Below are 21,357 nucleotides of genomic sequence, written 5' to 3' on the forward strand. Positions count from 1 at the left end.
GCCGGACGTCATGGCCGCCGCCCCGCACCCGACGACCCACGACCGGTCCCCCCTCGCCCACAGCCGCCCGCGGCCGTTCACGACCGTTCACTGCGAATGTCCCCGCCTGCCTCCCGTCCGGAGCCCGCCCGGCCTCCGTCGCCGCCACCGTCCCGTGCGAGGATCGGAGGTGTACGTCACACGTGTACGCGAAGAGGAGTGCGCGATGGCCAGCAAGCCGCCCAAGGGTGACCCGGTCCAGGACGCGCCGAAGGTCGCCGGGCCGAAACACGCGGCCGCCGGTCTCACGGCGATCGGCCACAGCCTGCGCATGGCCCACCAGCAGATGGGCGTGAAGCGCACGGCGCTGACCCTCCTCAGTGTCAACCAGAAGAACGGCTTCGACTGTCCGGGCTGCGCCTGGCCCGAGCCCGAGCACCGGCACACGGCGGAGTTCTGCGAGAACGGCGCGAAGGCCGTGGCCGAGGAGGCCACCCTGCGCCGGGTCACCCCCGAGTTCTTCGCCCGGCACCCCGTCGCCGACCTGGCCGGCCGCAGCGGCTACTGGCTGGGGCAGCAGGGCCGCCTGACCCACCCCGTGTACCTCCCGGAGGGCGGCGACCGCTACGAGCCGGTCACCTGGGAGCGCGCCTTCGACATCGTCGCCGAGGAGATCGGCGCACTCTCCTCCCCCGACGAGGCCGTCTTCTACACCTCAGGACGCACCAGCAACGAGGCCGCGTTCCTCTACCAGCTGTTCGCGCGTGAACTCGGCACCAACAACCTCCCCGACTGCTCGAACATGTGCCACGAGTCCTCCGGCTCCGCCCTGTCCGAGACGATCGGCGTCGGCAAGGGCAGCGTCCTGCTCGAGGACCTCCACAGGGCCGACCTGATCATCGTCGCCGGACAGAACCCCGGCACCAACCACCCGCGCATGCTCTCCGCCCTGGAGAAGGCCAAGAAGAACGGCGCACGGATCATCAGCGTCAACCCGCTGCCCGAGGCCGGCCTGGAACGCTTCAAGAACCCGCAGACCCCCAAGGGCCTCACCACCGGCGCCGCCCTGACCGACCTGTTCCTGCAGATCCGCCTCGGCGGCGACCAGGCCCTCTTCCGCATCCTCAACAAGCTGATCCTCGAGACGCCCGACGCCGTCGACGAGGACTTCGTCCGTGAACACACCCACGGCTACGAGGACTTCGCCGGGGCCGCCCGCGCCGCCGACTGGGACGCCACCCTCACCGCGACCGGCCTCACGCGCGAGGACATCGAGACGTGCCTGCGCATGGTCCTCGAATCCCGGCGCGTCATCGTGTGCTGGGCGATGGGCCTCACCCAGCACAAGCACTCCGTGCCCATGATCCGCGAAATCGTCAACTTCCTGCTGCTGCGCGGCAACATCGGCCGCCCCGGCGCGGGCGTCTGCCCGGTGCGCGGCCACTCCAACGTGCAGGGCGACCGCACCATGGGCATCTTCGAACGACCCGCCGGGGCGTTCCTGGACGCCCTGGAGAAGGAATTCGGTTTCACCCCGCCGCGCGAACACGGTTACGACGTCGTACGGGCCATCCGCGCACTGCGCGACGGAGAGGCGAAGGTCTTCTTCGCCATGGGCGGCAACTTCGTCTCCGCCTCCCCCGACACCGAGGTCACCGAGGCCGCGATGCGCCGGGCCCGGCTGACCGTGCACGTGTCGACCAAGCTGAACCGCTCGCACGCCGTCACCGGCGCGCGTGCCCTCATCCTGCCGACCCTGGGACGCACCGAACGCGACCTGCAGGGCAGCGGCGAGCAGTTCGTGACGGTCGAGGACTCCATGGGCATGGTGCACGCCTCCCGCGGACGTCTCGAACCGGCGAGCACACATCTGCTGTCCGAGCCCGCCATCGTCTGCCGGCTGGCCCGCCGCGTCCTCGGCGCCGACAGCAAGGTGCCGTGGGAGGAGTTCGAGAAGGACTACGCGACGATCCGCGACCGCATCGCACGCGTGATCCCCGGCTTCGAGGACTTCAACGCGCGCGTGGCCGACCCCTCGGGCTTCGCCCTCCCCCACGCCCCGCGCGACGAGCGGCGCTTTCCCACCGCCACCGGCAAGGCCAACTTCACCGCCGCCCCGGTCGAGTACCCCGAACTGCCGAAGGGGCGGCTGCTGCTGCAGACCCTGCGCTCGCACGACCAGTACAACACCACGATCTACGGCCTCGACGACCGCTACCGCGGTATCAGGAACGGCCGCCGCGTGGTGCTCGTCAACCCCGAGGACGCACGCGAACTGCGGCTCGCGGACGGCTCGTACGTCGACCTGGTCGGTGAGTGGAAGGACGGCGTGGAACGCAAGGCCCCCGGATTCCGCGTCGTGCACTACCCGACGGCCCGCGGCTGCGCCGCCGCGTACTACCCGGAGACCAACGTCCTCGTGCCACTGGACGCGACCGCCGACACCAGCAACACCCCGGCCAGCAAGTCCGTCGTGGTCCGTCTGGAACAATCTGCGACCGACTGAGCGTTTGCTCAGTGCGGTGCGGTGCGGCGGCGCAGCCGTACTGCCGCAGTGATCACGACGAACGGAGCCCGGCCCCATGGGAGAGCAGCAGCACGTCACGTTCCCGCAAGAGGTCATCGACGAGTACGCCTCGCTCGGCGTGGACCTGGGGGCGCTGTTCTCCGCCGGTCATCTCGGCACCCGCATGGGCGTGCAGATCCTGGAGGCCTCGGCCGAGCGCGTCGTCGGGACGATGCCGGTGGAGGGCAACACCCAGCCCTACGGGCTGCTGCACGGCGGCGCCTCCGCCGTCCTGGCCGAGACCCTCGGGTCGGTGGGGGCGATGCTGCACGGCGGCGCCACCAGGATCGCCGTGGGCGTCGACCTCAACTGCACCCACCACCGCGGCGCGCGCTCCGGACTGGTCACCGGGGTCGCCACCCCGGTGCACCGGGGGCGTTCCACCGCCACGTACGAGATCGTCATCAGCGACGAGGCCGGCAAGCGGGTGTGCACCGCGCGCCTGACCTGCCTGCTGCGCGACCTCGGCCCGAAGGACGCGCGGCAGGACTCCGGCAGCGCGACGGGCTGAACCGTCCGGCCGACCGGCCAAGGGGTGGCGCGGGGCGCGTGACCGCCCCCGCGCCGCCCGTTGCCCGCCCATTGCCCGGGAGCCGCGGGCGTCCTACCGTTCCGGGCATGGAACGGGGAGGCGCCGCCCGGCCCGCCACGCGGGGCCCCGGCCGCCCCCTGCGCACGAGGGTGCCGCTCCCGCCGCTCCCCTCACTCCCCGGGCTCCTCCCGCCGCTCCTCACGACAGCGGTCCCGGCTGCCCTCGTGACCGTCCTCCTGGCAGCCGGATGCGGTCCGTCCGGGCGCGCAGGCACCCCGGCACCGTCCCTGTCGTCGGCGTCCCCGGCGTCCTCACCGTCGGCGACCGCCCCCGAGGACGTGTGCGTACGGATCGTCACCCACTGGGCCCGCGAGGCGCTGGACGGCACCGCCTACGGCGACTACCAGTCGATGGGCCTGTCCAACGGCCAGTACGACATCCTGCGCGACGCCGTGGACGCCGCCCGCCCCACCCGTGAGCGCCAAGGCGCCTCGGCCGCCCACGACGTGATCGGCCGTCACGTCCGCGAGGCCTGCGCCGAGCGGTACCGCACCGGCGGACCGGACGAAGGCGCCTGGCGGTGAACGCCATCGGCCCCGTGGAACCCGGTGACGGAACCCGCCCCCCGGCCGTCCCTCCACTCCCCCGCGGCCGTCTCGGCCCCCTCGGCCCCCTCGGCTCCCGCCGCGAGCGCCTCACGCGGCTGTACGGGCGTCATCGCCGGACCGCGCTCGCCGCCCTCACCGCGGCGACCGTCCTTACGGCCGGCGCCCTCCTGCACCTCACCCGCCCCCGGCAACCCCCGCCGCCCGCACCGCCTCCACCGTCCGCGGCGACCACCATCACCTACGTGGAACCGCAGGCCGCGGTCCCGGACACAGACAAACGGAATTTCACCTTCACCATCGAACTCACCGTGGAATCAGGCCCTCCGGTCACCGTCACCCGCATATCCCAGCCGTACGCGGGCCTTTCCGCGACCTCCGGCCCGCACACCCCTTTCCGGGCAAAAGCGGGATCCCCCCGCAAGATCGCCGTCACCCTGCGCATCACGGAATGCGGAGGATTGCCAGGGAACGCCGGACTCCCTTTCCTGGATGTAACTCTGCGTAATGCGCACGCAATACAGACCCACAGCTTCATCCTCGGACCACGGTACGCACAGGACCTCTCCCTGGCCCTGCAGGTCGCCTGCAGCAACGATTTTCGGTAATCACCAAAACCCCTGATACACCTGAACACACCCCGCCCGGTCCTGCGGTTTCTCACCATCCGGACAGGTCAAAACGGCTTGAATTCCGTCGTTCCCCCCACTCAGTACCGCTCTGCAATACGTCGTGTCATAACAAGAGAGTCACAGCATTGGCCAGACCCTCCTCCCCGTTCCCCCCACCCGCTTAGAGTCACGGCCAGTCACCGCGCACCCCGATTATCACTTCGGCCCAGCGCTCGACTCGGCCGTTTCCACCGGGAAACGGCCGTCAGGGGAAAGGACTGGATCGTGCGTCAACGTTCACTCATCGCCGTCACCGCTGCCTTGGCGGCGGGAGCACTCACCCTCACCGCTTGCGGTTCGCGCGACGAGAACGGCGGCGGCAGCTCGGACTCCGGCAACGGCGGCACCACCGTCGTCATCGGCGTCGACGCGCCGCTGACCGGCGACCTGTCCGCGCTGGGCCTCGGCATCAAGAACTCCGTGGACCTCGCCGCCAAGACCGCCAACAAGGAAAAGACCGTCGAAGGCATCACCTTCGAGGTCGAAGCCCTCGACGACCAGGCACAGCCCTCCTCCGGCCAGCAGAACGCCACCAAGTTCGTCGCCAACGACGAAGTCCTCGGCGTCGTCGGCCCGCTGAACTCCTCCGTCGGCGAATCCATGCAGAAGGTCCTCGACGACGCCAAGCTCGTCCAGGTCTCACCCGCCAACACGAGCCCCGCCCTCACCCAGGGCACCGACTGGCAGACCGACCCGGTACGCCCCTACAAGTCCTACTTCCGTACCGCGACCACGGACGCCATCCAGGGCCCGTTCGCCGCCCAGTACCTCTACAACGACTCCAAGAAGCGCAAGGTCTTCGTCATCGACGACAAGAAGACCTACGGCGCCGGCCTCGCCGGCACCTTCACCGACGAGTTCAAGAAGCTCGGCGGCGACGTCGTGGGCACCGAACACATCAACCCCGACACCAAGGACTTCTCCGCGGTCGCCACCAAGGTCAAGAACTCCGGCGCCGACGTCGTCTACTACGGCGGCGAATACCCCCAGGCCGGCCCCCTCAGCAAGCAGATCAAGGCCGCCGGCGCCAAGATCCCGCTCGTCGGCGGCGACGGCATCTACAGCGCCGAATTCATCAAGCTCGCCGGCACCACCGGCACCGGCGACCTCGCCACCTCCGTCGGCGCCCCCGTCGAAGACCTCCCCTCCGCCAAGGAGTTCGTCGCCAACTACGAGGCCGGGAACTACAAGGAGGACTACGAGGCCTACGGCGGCTACAGCTACGACTCGGCCTGGGCCGTCATCGAAGCCGTCAAGAAGGTCGTCGAGGACAACGACGGCAAGCTCCCCGACGACGCCCGCGAAAAGGTCGCCGCCGCCATGCAGGACGTCTCCTTCGACGGAGTCACCGGCCCCGTCGCCTTCGACGAGTTCGGCGACGCCACCAACAAGCAGCTGACCGTCTACGCCGTCGAGAACGGCGACTGGAACGACGTCAAGTCCGGCACCTACACCGACTGACCCGAACCCGCACCAACCGAGCCGCGCGGGGCGCCACACCACTGGCGCCCCGCGCGGCTCACATCCGGCCCCATCCGTCGAACATTCCGAACGTCTCGGAGGACATGCGGTGAACGAACTGCCGCAGCAGCTGGTCAACGGCCTGCTACTGGGATCCATGTACGGGCTGGTCGCCCTCGGCTACACAATGGTCTACGGCATTGTCCAGCTCATCAACTTCGCCCACGGCGAGATCTTCATGACCGGCGCCTTCGGCGCCCTCACGGTCTACCTCTACATCCTGCCCGACGGCACCTCCATGCTCATCGCCCTCCCCCTCATGATCATCGGCGCGATGCTCGTCTCCACCACCGTCGCCGTCGGAGCGGAACGATTCGCCTACCGGCCCCTCCGAGGCGCCCCACGCCTCGCCCCACTCATCACCGCCATCGGCCTCTCCCTCGCCCTCCAGCAAGCCGTATGGGCCTGGTACCCCGACGCGAAATCCGCCCACACCTTCCCCAGCATCCCCGGCGGCCCCTTCGACATCGGCTCCGTCACCATCCAGACCGGTGACATCTTCGTCCTCTGCGCCGCCCCCCTCAGCATGGCCATCCTCGGCTACTTCGTCATGCGCACCCGCACCGGACGCGGCATGCAAGCCACCGCCCAGGACCCCGACACCGCCAAACTCATGGGCATCAACACCGACCGCATCATCGTGGTCGCCTTCGCCCTCGGCGCCGTCTTCGCCGCCGTCGGCGGCGTCGCCTACGGCCTCAAATACGGCCAGATCGACTTCCGCATGGGCTTCATCCTCGGACTCAAAGCCTTCACCGCCGCCGTCCTCGGCGGCATCGGCAACATCTACGGAGCCATGCTCGGCGGCCTCGTCCTCGGCATCGCCGAATCCCTGTCCACCGCCTACATCTCCGACATCCCCGGCATGAACCAGTTCGGCAGCCAGTCCTGGGCCGACGTCTGGGCGTTCGTACTCCTCATCCTCGTGCTCCTCTTCAGGCCCCAAGGCCTGCTCGGCGAGCGCGTCGCGGACAGGGCGTGACACCGATGACCACACACACCACCACCCCCAAGACCCCCGACACCCCCACCCCCCACACCCCCACAGGCCTCATCGGCATGCCCCCGCACACCGGCCGCGCCCTCGCCACCGGCGGCGGCGCCCTCGCCACCCTCTCCACCTTCCTCGCCTGGACCTGGACCAGCGAATTCCCCGGCGACCTCACCTACTACGGCTACCCCGGCGGCCTCCAGGTCCTCGTCCTCATCGGCGGCCTCCTCACCACCCTCCTCGGCCTCGCCTCCTACGGCACCAAGGGCCTCCAATGGCTCACCCCCGCAGGAGCCGACAGCGCCCTCAAACTCGCCGCCACCGGCACCTTCGCCACCACCTGGTACACCGTCACCGCCATCAGCATCAACCTCGGCGGAGTCGTCAACCTCGAACCCGGCGGCTGGATCGCAGCCCTCGTCACCCTCGTGGCCCTCCTCGGCGCCCACGCCCTCCCCTTCGAACGGCCGGCACCCGACCCCCACGACCCCGACGACAGCGGATGGGAAAAATTCCGCCACACCACCCGGCACAACCTCACCGTCCTGCGCGCCTCCATCGCCACCGGCCGCACCCGACCCCCACGCGAACTGCCCGCCTACGCCGAAATCCTCATCATCGTCGCCGCCCTCGCCCTCGGCCTGATCGTCTTCACCTACGGCATCGGCACCGAATACGACGAACTCTTCATCGGCTTCCTCATCACCGCCGGCTTCGGCTTCGCCGCCATCACCAAAGCCGGACTCATCAACCGCCTCTCCGCCATCACCGCCGAACACCGCAACGTCACCCTCATCGGCGCCTTCGTCGCAGCCGCGGCCTTCCCCTTCACCCAGTCCGACGACCAGTACGCCACCATCGGCGTCTACATCCTCATCTTCGCCACCGTCGCACTCGGCCTCAACATCGTCGTCGGCCTCGCCGGCCTCCTCGACCTCGGATACGTCGCCTTCCTCGGCGTCGGCGCCTACACCGCCGCCATGGTCTCCGGAAGCCCCTCCAGCCCCTTCGACATCCACCTCCCCTTCTGGCTCAGCGCCCTCCTCGGCGCAGCCGTCGCCATGGTCTTCGGCGTCCTCATCGGAGCCCCCACCCTCCGCCTGCGCGGCGACTACCTCGCCATCGTCACCCTCGGCTTCGGCGAAATCTTCCGCATCGCCGTCCTCAACACCGACGGCACCTCCGGACCCGACATCACCAACGGCTCCAACGGCATCTCCTCCATCCCCAACCTCAACATCCTCGGCTTCGACTTCGGCCAGGAACACAGCATCGCCGGCTTCACCATCGGCCGCTTCGCCAACTACTTCCTGCTCATGCTCCTCATCACGCTGATCGTCGTCATCGTCTTCCGACGCAGCAGCGACTCCCGCATCGGCCGAGCCTGGGTAGCCATCCGCGAAGACGAAACCGCCGCCCTCGCCATGGGCATCAACGGCTTCCGCGTCAAACTCATCGCCTTCGCCCTCGGCGCCACACTCGCCGGCCTCGCCGGCACCGTCCAGGCCCACGTCACCTACACCGTCACCCCCGAGCAGTACCAGTTCGCCCACGTCGTCCCCCCCAACAGCGCCTTCCTCCTCGCCGCCGTCGTCCTCGGCGGCATGGGCACCATCAGCGGACCCCTCGTCGGCGCAGCACTGCTCTACCTCATCCCCGCCAAACTCCAGTTCCTCGGCGACTACCAACTCCTCGCCTTCGGACTCGCACTCGTCCTCCTCATGCGCTTCCGCCCCGAAGGACTCATCCCCAACCGGCGCCGACAGCTCGAATTCCACGAAGAGGCCGAACCACCCACAGTCCTCAGCAAGGCAGGGGCCTGACCACCATGACTACCGACACCACCACCAAGAACACCCCCACCGGCGCCACCCCCGGCGAAACCGCCCTCGACGCCCGCGGCGTCACCATGCGATTCGGCGGCCTCACCGCCGTCCGCGACGTCGACCTCACCGTCAACAGCGGCGAAATCGTCGGCCTCATCGGACCCAACGGCGCCGGAAAAACCACCTTCTTCAACTGCCTCACCGGCCTCTACATCCCCACCGAAGGCGAAGTCCGCTACAAAGGCAACATACTCCCGCCCAAACCCTTCAAAGTCACCGCCGCCGGCATCGCCCGCACCTTCCAGAACATCCGCCTCTTCAGCAACATGACCGTCCTGGAAAACGTCCTCGTCGGCCGCCACACCCGCACCAAAGAAGGCCTCTGGTCCGCCCTCCTCCGCGGCCCCGGCTTCCACAAAGCCGAAGCGAAATCCCGCGAACGCGCCATGGAACTCCTCGACTTCGTCGGCCTCGCCGACAAAGCCGAACACCTCTCCCGCAACCTCCCCTACGGCGAACAACGCAAACTCGAAATCGCCCGCGCCCTCGCCAGCGACCCCGGCCTCCTGCTCCTCGACGAACCCACCGCCGGCATGAACCCCCAAGAAACCCGCGCCGCCGAAGAACTCATCTTCGCCATCCGCGACATGGGCATCGCCATCCTCGTCATCGAGCACGACATGCGCTTCATCTTCAACCTCTGCGACCGCGTCGCCGTCCTCGTCCAAGGACAAAAACTCGTCGAAGGCGACGCCACCACCGTCCAGGGCGACGAACGCGTCATCGCCGCCTACCTCGGAGAACCCCTCGACAACGACCCCGGCACCGAGGAAACAGCCGAAGTCGAAGCCGCCGAAGCCGCAACCGAGACCACCACGGACGCAGCGCCCGGCAAGGAGAACGACCGATGACCGCACTCCTCGAAGTCGAAGACCTCAAAGTCGCCTACGGCAAAATCGAAGCCGTCAAAGGCATCTCCTTCAAGGTCGAAGCCGGCGAAGTCGTCACCCTCATCGGAACCAACGGCGCAGGCAAAACCACCACACTCCGCACCCTCTCCGGCCTCCTCAAGCCCGCCGGCGGCCAAATCAAATTCAACGGCAAATCACTCAAGAAAACCCCCGCCCACGAAATCGTCTCCCACGGCCTCGCCCACTCCCCCGAAGGCCGCCACATCTTCCCCCGCATGACCATCGAGGACAACCTCCGCCTCGGCGCCTTCCTCCGCACCGACAAACCAGGCATCGAAAAGGACATCCAACGCGCCTACGACCTCTTCCCCATCCTCGGAGAACGCCGCAAACAAGCCGCCGGAACCCTCTCCGGCGGAGAACAACAAATGCTCGCCATGGGCAGAGCCCTCATGTCCCAACCCAAACTCCTCATGCTCGACGAACCCTCCATGGGCCTCTCACCGATCATGATGCAGAAAATCATGGCCACCATCACCGAACTCAAAGCCCAGGGCACCACCATCCTCCTCGTCGAACAGAACGCCCAAGCCGCCCTCTCCCTCGCCGACCACGGCCACGTCATGGAAGTCGGCAACATCGTCCTCTCCGGAACCGGACAAGACCTCCTCCACGACGAATCCGTCCGCAACGCCTACCTCGGCGTCGACTGACCCACCCCACACCACAACACACACCACAACACCGAGGCCCGCGCCCCCGAAAAGGGACGCGGGCCTCACCAACACCACCGACACCTACTCCTTCGACGCCTTCTTCTCCGCCGCGTCGTCAATAACCGCCTGCGCCACCTGCTGCATCGACATCCGCCGATCCATCGACGTCTTCTGAATCCACCGGAACGCCGCCGGCTCCGACAACCCGTACACCGTCTGCAACACCGACTTCGCCCGATCCACCAGCTTCCGCGTCTCCAACCGCAGACTCAGATCCGCGACCTCACGCTCCAACTCCCGCAACTCCGTGAAACGCGACACCGCCATCTCGATCGCCGGCACCACATCACTCTTCGAGAACGGCTTCACCAGATACGCCATCGCCCCCGCATCCCGCGCCCGCTCCACCAGATCACGCTGCGAGAACGCCGTCAGCATCAACACCGGCGCGATACTCTCCTCGGCGATCTTCTCCGCCGCCGAGATACCGTCCAGCTTCGGCATCTTCACATCCAGAATCACCAGGTCAGGACGGTGCTCACGAGCCAGCTCCACCGCCCGCTCACCATCACCGGCCTCACCGACGACGGTGTACCCCTCCTCCTCCAGCATCTCTTTGAGATCGAGCCGGATCAGCGCCTCGTCCTCGGCGATGACGACGCGCGTCGTCATCGGAGGCACGTGCGACTTGTCGTCGTCGGACGCGTCTACTGGCTGGGGCGACTCGGGGACGCTCACGTGGGGCTCCTTGGTGCGGGGCAGACCGGTACTGCTGACAAGAGCGTACCTAGCTGCGGTAAGGTGGGGGCACGGCGGGTGACCGCCAGCCTTCATTTCGAAGAGAGCCCCGGTAGCCCAGAGGCAGAGGCGATGGTCTCAAACACCATAAAGCGTCGGTTCGAATCCGACCCGGGGCACTTTTCCTCCGAATCCAAGATTGCTACTTGTAAGCGGGTGTCCACGTTCTCGTGAACATCCGCTCATTGCTGCGTGTCACCGCTATCGCACCCGCAGGGTGTGTCTATGTACAACGCCAGCACACGCAGGCAGGCGCTGGCCTTGGTGGCCCAGGGTCGTAGCCTCAACTCAGTGAGCCGCGAGACGGGCATCTCCCGCGCCGCAATCAGGTCCTGGCAGCACCGTCTGGAGCCCTTGCCCCGTAGCGCATCCCCGACTCCGGGACCACCTGCCGATGAGTCCTCCTACGCCTATCTCCTCGGCCTCTACCTCGGCGACGGCTGTATCAGCGCGCACCCGCGTTCCGGCTACTACCTGCGGATCGCGTGCGCGGACGCCTGGCCGGGATTGATCGAACTGTGCCGCGAAGCGATGGTGCGAGTCCGCCCCGGCATCGGCCTCTCCACACAGTCGAAGCAGGGGTGTGTGGCGATCACCAGCTACTCCCGGCACTGGCCCCAGCTCTTCCCCCAGCACGGCCCCGGAAAGAAGCACGATCGTCCCATCGTCCTGGAACCCTGGCAGCGGGCCATGGTCGACGAGCACCCCTGGGAGTTCGTCCGTGGGCTCATCCACTCCGACGGATGCCGGATCACCAACTGGACGACTCGCATCGTCCGCGGTGAACGAAAGCGCTACGAGTATCCGCGGTACTTCTTCACCAATCTCTCGGCCGACATCATCGGCCTGTTCACGAGGTCCCTGGACAAAGTGGGCGTCGAATGGCGGCAGCCCAACCCTCGCAACATCTCCGTCGCCAAGAAGGCGTCCGTAGCGCTGATGGATCTTCACGTGGGCCCCAAGTACTGAACCGGGGCCCTGTTCGGGTCACTCGGGGCTGTCGTCCTCGCCGATGTGGTGGACGCGGACGAGGTTGGTCGTACCGGAGACGCCGGGTGGGGAGCCGGCGGTGATGACGACGATGTCGCCCTTCTTGCAGCGGCCGTAGGCCAGGAGGAGTTCGTCGACCTGGTCGACCATGGCGTCGGTGGAGTCGACGTGGGGGCCGAGGAAGGTTTCCACACCCCAGGTGAGGCTGAGCCGGGAGCGGGTGGCGGGGTCGGGGGTGAACGCGAGGAGGGGGATGGGTGAGCGGTAGCGGGAGAGCCGGCGGACGGTGTCGCCCGACTGGGTGAAGGCGATGAGGTGGGTGGCGTTGAGGAAGTCGCCCATTTCGGCGGCGGCTCGGGCGACGGCGCCGCCCTGGGTGCGGGGTTTGTTGGTCTCGGTGAGGGGTGGGAGGCCCTTGGCGAGGATGTCTTCTTCGGCTGCTTCGACGATGCGGGCCATGGTGCGGACGGCGCTGATGGCGTGTTTGCCGACGCTGGTTTCGCCGGAGAGCATGACGGCGTCGGTGCCGTCGATGACGGCGTTGGCCACGTCGGAGGCTTCGGCGCGGGTGGGGCGGGCGTTGTCGATCATCGAGTCGAGCATTTGGGTGGCGACGATGACTGGTTTGGCGTTGCGTTTGGCGAGTTTGATGGCGCGTTTTTGAACGATGGGGACTTGTTCGAGTGGCATTTCGACGCCGAGGTCTCCGCGGGCGACCATGATGCCGTCGAAGGCGGCGACGATGTCGTCGATGTTCTGGACGGCCTGGGGTTTTTCGATTTTGGCGATGACGGGGAGGCGGCGGCCTTCTTCGTCCATGATGCGGTGGACGTCTTTGATGTCGTGTGCGCTGCGCACGAAGGAGAGGGCGATGGTGTCGAAGCCGGTGCGCAGGGCCCAGCGGAGGTCGTCCTCGTCTTTTTTGGAGAGGGCGGGGACGGAGACGGCGACGCCGGGGAGGTTGAGGCCTTTGTGGTCGGAGACCATGCCGCCTTCGATGACGGTGGTGTGGACGCGGGGGCCGTCGACGGTGTCGACCTGGAGGGTGACTTTGCCGTCGTCGATGAGGATGCGTTCGCCGGTGGTGACGTCGTCGGCGAGGCCGGCGTGGGTGGTGCCGCAGGTGTGGCGGTCGCCTTGGGTGCCGTCTTCGACGGTGATGGTGAAGGTGTCGCCGCGTTCGAGGAGTACGGGGCCTTCGGTGAAGTGGCCGAGTCTGATTTTCGGGCCTTGGAGGTCGGCCAGGAGGCCGACGCTGCGGCCGGTTTCGTCGGCGGCTTTTCGGACCCGGTGGTAGCGCTCCTCGTGTTCGGCGTGGGTGCCGTGGCTGAGGTTGAGGCGGGCTACGTCCATTCCGGCGTCGACCAGGTTTTTGATCTGGTCGTATGTGTGGGTGGCGGGCCCCAGCGTGCAGACGATTTTTGCTCGGCGCATGGTGTGAGCCTAGGGCTTACCGACGGGTAGGGATTAGGTCACATGTGACCATTCGACGGACTGGGTATGAATGGTTATTGACAGGTGTTGAATTGTGCGGCGGCGTGCTCCGATGAGCACGCCGGTGCCGTCGGCTGCGGCTGCCGTTTGCCGTTTGCCGTGTCGATGCCCGTGAGGGCTGTTCGGGTTCGACGTGTTCAGGTCGGAACCGTCACGCGCGGATCTCCGCGTGTCGTTGCCTGGACGAGGAGGGCTCGGATGCCGTTGAACCGCCGGAAGTTCCTGACGAGGTCCGCTGTGACGGGGGTGGGGGGCGGAGGGAAGGGCAGGGGCAGGCCGGTGAAGCGGTACGCGCTGACCGTGACGGGGACGACGGGCCTGCACGGCCATGTCTTCGACTGGGACTGCCTCAAGGACGCGGGGTACGAGGACGGGGCGGGCAACGCCCAGGGCACGCCGGTGTTCTGACGCCTGGTGCTGTCCCGGGTGGGGTGAGGGGCGCCGGGGGTGCCGCGTGGTGGTGCGGCACCCCTGGTTGTGTTCGGTCGCGTTGGTTGTGTGCCTGCCGGTTTACGCCTGTGCCTGCCGGTTTACGCCTGCGTCTGCTGTATGCGCAGGGCGCGGGCCAGGTCGTCGAGCTGGTCGACGAGTTTGCGGCGGAGGGCGGGGGTCGGGTCGGCCTTGCGCAGGCATTTCTGGCCGAGGCGGAGGGTTTCGGGGTCGACGGCGTGGACGGGGAAGGCCCAGTGGCCGGCGGCTTCGGCGATGGCGGGGCCGCGGCGGGCGGCGAGGGCTACGGCGTCCTTGTAGTAGCGGGCGATGTAGGGGCGGGTGAGGTCGGCCTGTTCGGGCTGCCAGAAACCTTGGGCGGTGGCGGTGAACAGGTAGGTGGACAGGTCGTCGGTGTGGAACATGTCGTTCCAGGCGCGTGTTTTGGCGTCTTCGTGGGGCAGGGCGGCGCGGCAGCGGGCGGCGCCCTGTTGGCCGGCGGCGCTGGGGTCGTTGGCGAGTTCCGCGGTGATGGCGGCTTCGTCGGTGGCGTCGAGGACGGCGAGTCGGGTGAGGATGCGCCAGCGCAGTTCGGGGTCGAGTTCGGGGCCGCCGGGGACGGTGCCTTCGGTGAGCCAGGCGGCGATGGTGTGGGGGTGGGTGGCGGTGTCGATGCGGTGGCGTACGGCGATGAGGCGCAGGCCGGGGTTGTCGCCGTCCTCGGTGCGGCGGATGAGGTCGCGGCACAGGTCGGTGAGGGTGGCGAGGGCGGCGGGCCGTTCGCCGGGGGTGACGTAGCGGTTGGTGACGTGGGTGGCGGCGAAGGCGAGGACGCCCTGGACGAGGGCGAGGTCGGTTTCGTGGGGGAGGTGGGTGCGGGCGATGTCGAGGTGGTCGGTGGGGGGGAGTTCGCCGTCGCGGACGGCGTCGCGGAGGGCGTTCCAGACGACGGCGCGGGTGAGGGGGTCGGGGAGTCCGGAGAGGCGGGTGCGGAGGGTTTGGGTGGACTCGTGGTCGAAGCGGATCTTGGCGTAGGTGAGGTCGCCGTCGTTGAGGACGAGGAGGGCGGGGCGGGGGCCGGCGGCGCCGATGGCGATGTCGTCGGTGGTGGGGAGGTCTAGGTCGAGGTGTTTGCGGGGGGTGAGGCCGCGTGCGTCGTGGAGGTCGTGGTCGTAGAGGCCGAGGGTGATGCGGTGGGGGCGGATGCCGGCGTCCGGCTTGGGGGTGGTGAGGGGTTCGCGGGCGTCGTGGTCCTTGGCCGGGGCGGGTTCGGACGGTTGGGGAGGGCTGGGTTCGTGCTGGATGGTGAGGTGCCAGTGGCCGTGTTCGGTGCGGAGGTGGGGGGTGAGGGTGTCGACTCCGGTGGTGGTGAGCCAGGCGGTGGCCCATGCGTGGACGTCGCGGTCGGTGGCGGAGGCGAGGGAGTCGATGAAGTCGGCGAGGGTGGCGTTGGCGAACTTGTGCCGGTCGATGTGGGTGTTGATGCCGGCGAGGAAGGCGTCTTCGCCGAGCCAGGTGACGAGCTGGCGCAGGGCGGAGGCGCCCTTGGCGTAGGAGATGCCGTCGAAGTTGAGGAGGGCGGAGGCGGTGTCCTGGACGTCTTCGGGGGCGACGGGGTGGGTGGAGGGGCGCTGGTCGGCGTCGTAGCCCCAGGGTTTGCGGGTGACTCCGAAGTCGGTCCAGGTGTCGGTGCCCCACTTTCTGGGGGGGATCCCCCCGGTTTTCCCGAGGGCGGTTTCGGCGGTGGTCTGGTAGCCCATGTATTCGGCGAAGGACTCGTTGAGCCAGATGTCGTCCCACCAGGTGAGGGTGACGAGGTCGCCGAACCACATGTGGGCCATTTCGTGGGCGATGACCATGGCGCGGGTCTGCCGTTGGGTGTCGGTGACGGCGGATCGGAAGACGAATTCGTCGCGGAAGGTGACGAGGCCGGGGTTTTCCATGGCGCCGGCGTTGAATTCGGGGACGAATGCCTGGTCGTAGGAGTCGAAGGGGTAGGGCTCGGCGAATTTCTCGTGGTAGCGGTCGAAGCAGGCGCGGGTGACGTCGAGGAGTTCGTCGGCGTCGGCGTCGAGGTGGGGGGCGAGGGAGCGGCGGCAGTGGATGCCGAAGGGGAGGCCGCGGTGTTCGGTGTGTACGGAGTGCCAGGGGCCGGCGGCGACGGCGACGAGGTAGGTGGAGATGAGGGGGGTGGTCGCCGCTTTCCAACGGCCGTCGCCGAGGTGTTCGGTGATGCCGTTGGCGAGGACGGTCCAGGTGTGGGGGGCGGTGACGGTGAGGTCGAAGAGGGCCTTGAGGTCGGGTTGGTCGAAGGCCGGGAAGACGCGTTGGACGTCGTCGAGGAAGAGCTGCGTGTAGGTGTAGGTCTCGCCGTCGGCGGGGTCGGTGAAGCGGTGCATGCCTTCGCCGGTGCGGGAGTAGTGCATGGCGGCGTCGATGTGGAGTTCGTGTTCGCCGGGGGTGAGGTCCTTGAGCGGCAGTCGGTTGCCGTCGAGGGTCTCGGGGTCCAGGGGGTGTCCGTCGAGGGTGACGGAGCGCAGCTCGGCGGGCTTGACTTCGACGAAGGTGTCCGTGTCGTCCCGGTCCGCGAGGACGGTGAAGTGGATCACGGTGCGGGAGTCGAAGGTGTCGTCACCGGTGGTGAGATCGAGTTCGATCGCGTAGCGGTGGACGTGGAGGAGCTGTGCTCGGTTCTGCGCTTCGTCGCGCGTCAGTACGGACATGCGGGCCATGCTGCCTGATGGCGGTGGTGTGGCACAGAGGCGGATCGGTACGCGGCTTATGTCCGGCCCTGGGTGGGGGTCCGGGACGTGCGCCCGCGTGCGAGGGCTTTGGGGTGTGCGGGGTGTGCGGGATGTGCGGGGTGTGAGTGCCGTCGTGTGGGGGTGGGGTCTGCCGGGCCGCTCGGGGGCGCACGGGGGGTGTGGCGGGGTTCGGGCCCGGCAGGTGGTGGTGTTCGTGTCACGCCCCGGTGTGGGGGCGGGGGTCAGTCGGTGGTGGGTGCCGGGGTGCCGGTGGGGCCGGCGACGGCGCTCTTGGTGGTGGTGTCGGCGATGCGTTCATGGTGGCGGATCACTTCGGCGATGATGAAGTTCAGGAACTTCTCGGCGAAGGCCGGGTCGAGTTTCGCGTTCTCGGCGAGGGCGCGCAGCCGGGTGATCTGGCGGGTTTCGCGGGCCGGGTCGGCGGGGGGCAGCCGGTGTTCGGCTTTGAGGCGGCCGACTTGCTGGGTGCATTTGAAGCGTTCGGCGAGCATGTGGACGACGGCCGCGTCGATGTTGTCGATGCTGTCGCGCAACGCGGCGAGTTCCTCGCGGACTGCGGGGTCGACGTCATCGGTACCGGTGTTGCTGGTGGTCATGGGGAGTCACCCTACGGGGCGGTGGTGGGGTGCCGGGTGTCCGCGGCCGGGGCCGGGTTTCGGGGTGGGCTCGTACAGTGGAATGGGTTTTCGGGCGTCTGGGGGTGGGACGTGACGGGCGGCGGGATGGTGGAGCGGGGTTTTCCGCATCTGGAGACGGTGCGGGCGGCGGTGACCGCGGTGTACCGGCGTTTGTCGTATGACACGGTGCGGGCGTTCTCGGTGAGTGTGGCTCCTGTCGATGTGGCGTTCTGCGACACGGAGGATCTTCATCTGGGGGCGCAGCGGGTGGCGCGGGAGATGGTGCGGCACTACCGGTTGCCGGATGCGCGGCTGATCGTGAGTTTTCGCGAGATGAGGTATGCGGCGCATGTCGAGCTGGCGGCGGGGCCCGAGTACTTCGTGGAGCTGAACGATCGGTTCCGCGGGCATCGGCGGGACATCGGTGCGGCGCTGGCTCATGAGGTGGCGCATGTGTATCTGCATCGTCTGGGGCTGTCGTTTCCCGGGACGCGGGACAACGAGTTGCTGACGGACACGGCGGCGACGTATCTGGGGGCGGGGTGGCTGTTGCTGGACGCGTTCCGCGAGGACGGGGTGTCGTCCCAGAAGCTGGGGTATCTCACGCCGGAGGAGTTCGGCTACGTGCTGGCGAAGCGGTCGCTGGTGTTCGGTGAGGATCCGTCGGCGTGGTTCACCAGTGAGCAGGCTTATACGGCGTACGTGAGGGGGAGGGAGCTGGCCCGGGACGACGGCCGGCAGCCGCCGCTGGCGGCTGCCGGCCGGGCGGGGCGCCGGCGGTACGTGCGGGAGCGTCGGCATGCGCAGGGGCGGAGCGGGGTTCTCTCCTTCCCGGCGGCCCGGCCGGACGTGCCGTACGGCTTCACGCGGGGTGGTGGCGGTGAGGAGCCGCTGCGGGTGTCGTTCCCGTGTCCTGTGTGCCGTCAGCGGATCAGGGTCCCGGTGCGGGGGCGGGTGCGGGTGCGGTGCGGGTTGTGCCGGACGGTGCTGGAGTGCGACACGTAGGGGGCCGGGGGGCGGCGGTCGGCTGTCGTTGTGTCTCGCGCCCGGGTTGTGGTGCTGCGGCCACCGCGCTACGGCTGCACGATCCCCCGTGTCCGCGCGTCCGCCAGCCACTTGGGGAACTCGTCGAGCAGCCGGTCGTACAGTTCGGCGTCGGGCACCTCGCGGGGGTCGGTGCCTGCGTGGAAGAACCCGGCGTTGTCGACGACCCTCTTGTCCGGCACGGCCAGTTCGTCCAGTGTGCGCAGGTAGTCGAACTGCCGGCTGTCCGGGTCGCCGAAGCCGATGAACTGCCAGAACAGCGGGAGCTTCGCCGCCTTGCACAGGTACCGCTGCGCGGCGAGCCGGTTGACGGGGCCGCCGTCGGTCTGGAAGACGACGAGGGCCGGATCGGTCGATCCGCTGTCGAGGTAGTGGTCGATGACGGCGTCCATGGCCAGGTGGTAGCTGGTCTTTCCCATGTGGCCGAGTCCGGCCGCGATCCGTCCGACGCGCCCTTCGTGGTCGGCGAGGGTGATGTCGGTGACGGCGTCGACGTCCGTGGAGAAGAACACCACCGGCACGATGCCGTCGTCGTCGAGGTGGGCGGACAGGCCCAGTACCCGGTCGGCGAGCGCCTGGACGCTGCCGTCCTTGTAGTACGGCCTCATCGAGCCGGAGTGGTCGACCACGAGGTAGACCGCGGCGCGCAGGCCGTCCAGCCCGTGTCCCGACACGGCGTGTCCGGCGGTCTTGTACAGGCTGACCAGTTTGGGCGCGGTTTCCTCGATCTTGGTCAGGCTGATCGCGGCCATGCGCGCTCCCCTCTCGGTGGTCGGAACCGGTCCTGAGGCTACGGCACCTCGACCCCGCCTCCGCGACGCTCCCCCACTGTTCGCTATTTTGTTCGCCGCCGTCCCCACCGGCTCGTCCGTCCCGTTCTTCGCTAGGAGCCGGCTCGTGGATTCCGAGTCCACCGTCACCACCTGTCACCGCCACACCAAGGTGGAGTGCCATGTCCGCTGCGTGCGCTGCGACCGGTACATCTGCCCGGACTGCATGCGCGAGGCGGCCGTCGGCCACCAGTGTCCGGACTGTGTGAAGGAGGGCATGCGGTCGGTACGGCAGGCCCGTACCGTGGTCGGCGGCCGTGTCTCGGCGGTGCCGGTGGTGACGTACGTGCTGATCGCCGTCAGCGTGCTGGCGTATCTGGTGGAGCTGGCGCTGCCGGAGACCGTGGACCGGTTCGCGATGCTGGGCGCGGGGCTGGCCGGGCCGGACGGCGGTCACTATCTGTGGGTCGAGGGGCCGCTGTTCGGGGACTTCCGTCCGGAGGGTGTGGTGAGCGGGGAGTGGTACCGGCTGCTGACCGGCGCCTTCCTGCATCTGCCACCCACCGAGGGCACGTTCGGGATCCTGCACATCGTCATGAACATGGTGGCGTTGTGGAACCTGGGCCGGGTTGTCGAGCCGATGCTGGGCCGGGTCCACTGTCTCGTCCTGTATCTGCTGTCGGCGCTGGGCGGTTCGGTGCTGGTGCTGGTGCTGGCGCCGCAGGATTTGGTGGTGGGCGCGTCCGGGGCGGTCTTCGGGCTCGGTGCCGGGTACTACGTGGTGGCCCGTCGGATCGGTGCCGACATGCGGGCGGTCAACCGGTTCATGGGCGGGCTGCTGCTGTGGCTGGTGATCTCCGCGGTGGCCACGTCCTGGGAGGGGCATCTCGGGGGGCTGCTGACGGGCGGTGCGGTGGCGGCTGTCTTCGCGTACGTGCCCAGGGGCAGGTGCCGTGTGTTGCTGCAGGCGGGAGCCTGTCTGGTGCTGCTCGGGCTGCTCGTCGTCCTGACGGTGGTCAAGGTGGCGGAACTGAAGGGTGGAGGTGTTCCCCAGTGAAACGTTCAGCCCTGCTGGTCGCGGCCGTGCCCGTGGTGGCGACGGCCGTGTACCTGTTGGTGCCCGGGGGGTCCGACGGCGCGGCCGTGGGCGGGGGCCCGGCCATGTCCGCCTCGCCGCGTGCGGGCGAGCTGGCCAAGGAGCGCGCCGAGTCGGAGTCGGAGTCGGCCAAGGACGACAGGCTGGTGGCGAGCCGTCCGCCGGGGCTGGCCGACCCGGCGAAGAAGGAACTCGCCCAGCAGATCCTGGCGAGCGCCGAGAACTCGACGCTGCGCTGGCGCGAGACCTACGGCGTCATCGAGGACGCCGGTGACGGGGACGGGTACACGGCCGGCATCGTCGGTTTCTGCACCGGCACCCACGACCTGCTCGCCCTCGTCGAGCGCTACACCGAGGACCACCCGGACAACGGCCTGGCGGGGTATCTGCCGGCGCTGCGCGAGGTGGACGGTACGGACTCGCACGAGGGTCTGGATCCGGGCTTCACGGACGCCTGGCGGGCCGAGGCGGACGTGCCGGCGTTCCGGGCGGCTCAGGAGGCCGAGCGCGACCGGGTCTACTTCGAGCCGGCGGTGCGGATGGCGAAGCTCGACGGCCTCGGCACGCTCGGCCAGTTCGTGTACTACGACGCGATGGTCACGCACGGCCCCGACACCGGCCCCGAGGGCTTCTACGGCATCCGGGAGCAGGCTGTGCGCAAGGCGGGGACGCCGGGCGGGGGCGGCGCCGAGAAGGCGTATCTGGAGGCGTTCCTCGATGTGCGCCGCACCGCCGTGCTGGCGCGGGACGCGGGCGCGGACACGTCCCGGATCGACACCGCCCAGCGCCGGTTCCTGCGGGAGGGGAACCTGGAGCTGTCCGCGCCGCTGACGTGGCAGGTGTACGGGGAGACCTTCCGGATTCCCTGAGCGTGCGGGCGCATGCGGCAGCGCCTGCCCGGTTCGTCCGGTCGGGGACTGGCGGGCAGGCGCCACCTGTTGTTCCGTACGCCGTTGTACGGGACCTCTGTGGGGGACCGTCAGGTCCCGTTGTGCGCGGTCCGGGCCGGTGCGGTCCGGGCCGCGTGGTGGGGTGC

Annotated in this window: 18 protein-coding genes, 1 tRNA gene and 1 pseudogene; 15 read left to right on the forward strand and 5 right to left on the reverse strand. The window is 68.6% G+C overall.

Going from position 1 to position 21,357, the window contains the following annotated elements; all coding sequences use genetic code 11:
- Positions 1–205 precede the first annotated feature (205 nt).
- From ACWZEH_RS07615 to ACWZEH_RS07655, 9 genes are all read left to right on the forward strand, one after another.
- On the forward strand, positions 206–2,485 hold the full coding sequence (locus ACWZEH_RS07615) for an FdhF/YdeP family oxidoreductase (protein ID WP_456196795.1): 2,280 nt from the start codon (positions 206–208) through the stop codon (positions 2,483–2,485).
- 76 nt (positions 2,486–2,561) lie between these two features.
- Entirely contained in the window at positions 2,562–3,056 is a 495-nt protein-coding gene (locus ACWZEH_RS07620; RefSeq protein WP_456196796.1) for a PaaI family thioesterase, read from the forward strand.
- Positions 3,057–3,163: 107 nt separating this feature from the next.
- Positions 3,164–3,661, forward strand: coding sequence for a hypothetical protein (locus ACWZEH_RS07625; RefSeq protein WP_456196797.1), 498 nt, complete (start codon positions 3,164–3,166; stop codon positions 3,659–3,661).
- A gap of 266 nt (positions 3,662–3,927) precedes the next feature.
- Complete coding sequence (locus ACWZEH_RS07630) at positions 3,928–4,290, forward strand: hypothetical protein (protein ID WP_456196799.1); 363 nt, start codon at positions 3,928–3,930, stop codon at positions 4,288–4,290.
- A gap of 288 nt (positions 4,291–4,578) precedes the next feature.
- A complete protein-coding gene (locus ACWZEH_RS07635) occupies positions 4,579–5,814 on the forward strand; it encodes a branched-chain amino acid ABC transporter substrate-binding protein (protein ID WP_456196801.1) in 1,236 nt (411 codons plus the stop codon).
- Between the two features lie 109 nt (positions 5,815–5,923).
- Positions 5,924–6,856: a branched-chain amino acid ABC transporter permease gene (locus tag ACWZEH_RS07640; protein ID WP_456196803.1), complete on the forward strand. Its 933-nt coding sequence runs from the start codon at positions 5,924–5,926 to the stop codon at positions 6,854–6,856.
- Positions 6,857–6,861: 5 nt separating this feature from the next.
- The gene (locus ACWZEH_RS07645; protein ID WP_456196805.1) at positions 6,862–8,688 is read left to right on the forward strand and encodes a branched-chain amino acid ABC transporter permease; all 1,827 of its coding nucleotides are present in this window, start codon (positions 6,862–6,864) and stop codon (positions 8,686–8,688) included.
- A gap of 5 nt (positions 8,689–8,693) precedes the next feature.
- Positions 8,694–9,602 (forward strand): ABC transporter ATP-binding protein, encoded by a 909-nt coding sequence (locus tag ACWZEH_RS07650; RefSeq protein WP_456196807.1) that lies wholly within the window; start codon positions 8,694–8,696, stop codon positions 9,600–9,602.
- Positions 9,599–10,315, forward strand: a complete 717-nt coding sequence (locus tag ACWZEH_RS07655; RefSeq protein ID WP_456196809.1) for an ABC transporter ATP-binding protein — start codon at positions 9,599–9,601, stop codon at positions 10,313–10,315. Before ACWZEH_RS07650 ends, ACWZEH_RS07655 begins: the two co-directional genes overlap by 4 nt.
- Positions 10,316–10,399: 84 nt before the next feature.
- Here the strand turns inward: ACWZEH_RS07655 and ACWZEH_RS07660 are convergent, their stop codons facing one another.
- Positions 10,400–11,056, reverse strand: a complete 657-nt coding sequence (locus ACWZEH_RS07660; protein WP_384012354.1) for an ANTAR domain-containing response regulator — start codon at positions 11,054–11,056, stop codon at positions 10,400–10,402.
- A gap of 106 nt (positions 11,057–11,162) precedes the next feature.
- Here ACWZEH_RS07660 and ACWZEH_RS07665 point away from each other — a divergent pair.
- Together ACWZEH_RS07665 and ACWZEH_RS07670 are read left to right on the forward strand one after the other, a co-directional pair.
- Positions 11,163–11,235 (forward strand) — tRNA-Leu (locus ACWZEH_RS07665).
- Between the two features lie 106 nt (positions 11,236–11,341).
- Positions 11,342–12,085, forward strand: a complete 744-nt coding sequence (locus ACWZEH_RS07670; RefSeq protein WP_456196811.1) for a helix-turn-helix domain-containing protein — start codon at positions 11,342–11,344, stop codon at positions 12,083–12,085.
- Between the two features lie 18 nt (positions 12,086–12,103).
- On the opposite strand, the gene pyk is transcribed toward ACWZEH_RS07670, so the two are convergent.
- Positions 12,104–13,540, reverse strand: a complete 1,437-nt coding sequence (gene pyk, locus ACWZEH_RS07675; protein WP_456196813.1) for a pyruvate kinase — start codon at positions 13,538–13,540, stop codon at positions 12,104–12,106.
- Positions 13,541–13,798: 258 nt separating this feature from the next.
- Between pyk and ACWZEH_RS07680 the strand changes: the two are divergent.
- Positions 13,799–13,993, forward strand: a pseudogene (locus ACWZEH_RS07680) (twin-arginine translocation signal domain-containing protein); the annotation flags it as partial.
- 137 nt (positions 13,994–14,130) lie between these two features.
- Here the strand turns inward: ACWZEH_RS07680 and pepN are convergent.
- Both pepN and ACWZEH_RS07690 read right to left on the reverse strand, forming a co-directional pair.
- The gene (pepN, locus tag ACWZEH_RS07685) at positions 14,131–16,761 is read right to left on the reverse strand and encodes an aminopeptidase N (protein ID WP_456196815.1); all 2,631 of its coding nucleotides are present in this window, start codon (positions 16,759–16,761) and stop codon (positions 14,131–14,133) included.
- A 254-nt stretch (positions 16,762–17,015) separates the two neighbouring features.
- Positions 17,016–17,390, reverse strand: a complete 375-nt coding sequence (locus ACWZEH_RS07690) for a chorismate mutase (protein WP_456196817.1) — start codon at positions 17,388–17,390, stop codon at positions 17,016–17,018.
- Positions 17,391–17,516: 126 nt separating this feature from the next.
- Here ACWZEH_RS07690 and ACWZEH_RS07695 point away from each other — a divergent pair, with 126 nt between their 5' ends.
- Entirely contained in the window at positions 17,517–18,416 is a 900-nt protein-coding gene (locus ACWZEH_RS07695) for a hypothetical protein (RefSeq protein ID WP_456199488.1), read from the forward strand.
- Positions 18,417–18,484: 68 nt separating this feature from the next.
- Here the strand turns inward: ACWZEH_RS07695 and ACWZEH_RS07700 are convergent, their stop codons facing one another.
- The gene (locus ACWZEH_RS07700; protein ID WP_456196819.1) at positions 18,485–19,207 is read right to left on the reverse strand and encodes a vWA domain-containing protein; all 723 of its coding nucleotides are present in this window, start codon (positions 19,205–19,207) and stop codon (positions 18,485–18,487) included.
- Between the two features lie 145 nt (positions 19,208–19,352).
- Between ACWZEH_RS07700 and ACWZEH_RS07705 the strand changes: the two genes are divergently transcribed.
- On the forward strand, positions 19,353–20,282 hold the full coding sequence (locus ACWZEH_RS07705) for a rhomboid family intramembrane serine protease (protein WP_456196821.1): 930 nt from the start codon (positions 19,353–19,355) through the stop codon (positions 20,280–20,282).
- Positions 20,279–21,190 (forward strand): chitosanase, encoded by a 912-nt coding sequence (locus ACWZEH_RS07710; RefSeq protein ID WP_456196823.1) that lies wholly within the window; start codon positions 20,279–20,281, stop codon positions 21,188–21,190. The genes ACWZEH_RS07705 and ACWZEH_RS07710 overlap by 4 nt, the downstream gene beginning before the upstream one ends.
- Positions 21,191–21,357: the final 167 nt, after the last annotated feature.

Source organism: Streptomyces yamdrokensis (assembly GCF_053890455.1).

Excerpts from the sequence above, each read along its gene's own strand:
- ACWZEH_RS07615 (WP_456196795.1), top strand. The coding sequence starts at position 206 with ATGGCCAGCAAGCCGCCCAAGGGTGACCCGGTCCAGGACGCGCCGAAG.
- ACWZEH_RS07620 (WP_456196796.1), top strand. The coding sequence starts at position 2,562 with ATGGGAGAGCAGCAGCACGTCACGTTCCCGCAAGAGGTCATCGACGAG.
- ACWZEH_RS07625 (WP_456196797.1), top strand. The coding sequence starts at position 3,164 with ATGGAACGGGGAGGCGCCGCCCGGCCCGCCACGCGGGGCCCCGGCCGC.
- ACWZEH_RS07645 (WP_456196805.1), top strand. The coding sequence starts at position 6,862 with ATGACCACACACACCACCACCCCCAAGACCCCCGACACCCCCACCCCC.
- ACWZEH_RS07650 (WP_456196807.1), top strand. The coding sequence starts at position 8,694 with ATGACTACCGACACCACCACCAAGAACACCCCCACCGGCGCCACCCCC.
- ACWZEH_RS07655 (WP_456196809.1), top strand. The coding sequence starts at position 9,599 with ATGACCGCACTCCTCGAAGTCGAAGACCTCAAAGTCGCCTACGGCAAA.
- ACWZEH_RS07670 (WP_456196811.1), top strand. The coding sequence starts at position 11,342 with ATGTACAACGCCAGCACACGCAGGCAGGCGCTGGCCTTGGTGGCCCAG.
- pyk (WP_456196813.1), bottom strand. The coding sequence starts at position 13,540 with ATGCGCCGAGCAAAAATCGTCTGCACGCTGGGGCCCGCCACCCACACA.
- pepN (WP_456196815.1), bottom strand. The coding sequence starts at position 16,761 with ATGGCCCGCATGTCCGTACTGACGCGCGACGAAGCGCAGAACCGAGCA.
- ACWZEH_RS07690 (WP_456196817.1), bottom strand. The coding sequence starts at position 17,390 with ATGACCACCAGCAACACCGGTACCGATGACGTCGACCCCGCAGTCCGC.
- ACWZEH_RS07695 (WP_456199488.1), top strand. The coding sequence starts at position 17,517 with ATGGTGGAGCGGGGTTTTCCGCATCTGGAGACGGTGCGGGCGGCGGTG.
- ACWZEH_RS07700 (WP_456196819.1), bottom strand. The coding sequence starts at position 19,207 with ATGGCCGCGATCAGCCTGACCAAGATCGAGGAAACCGCGCCCAAACTG.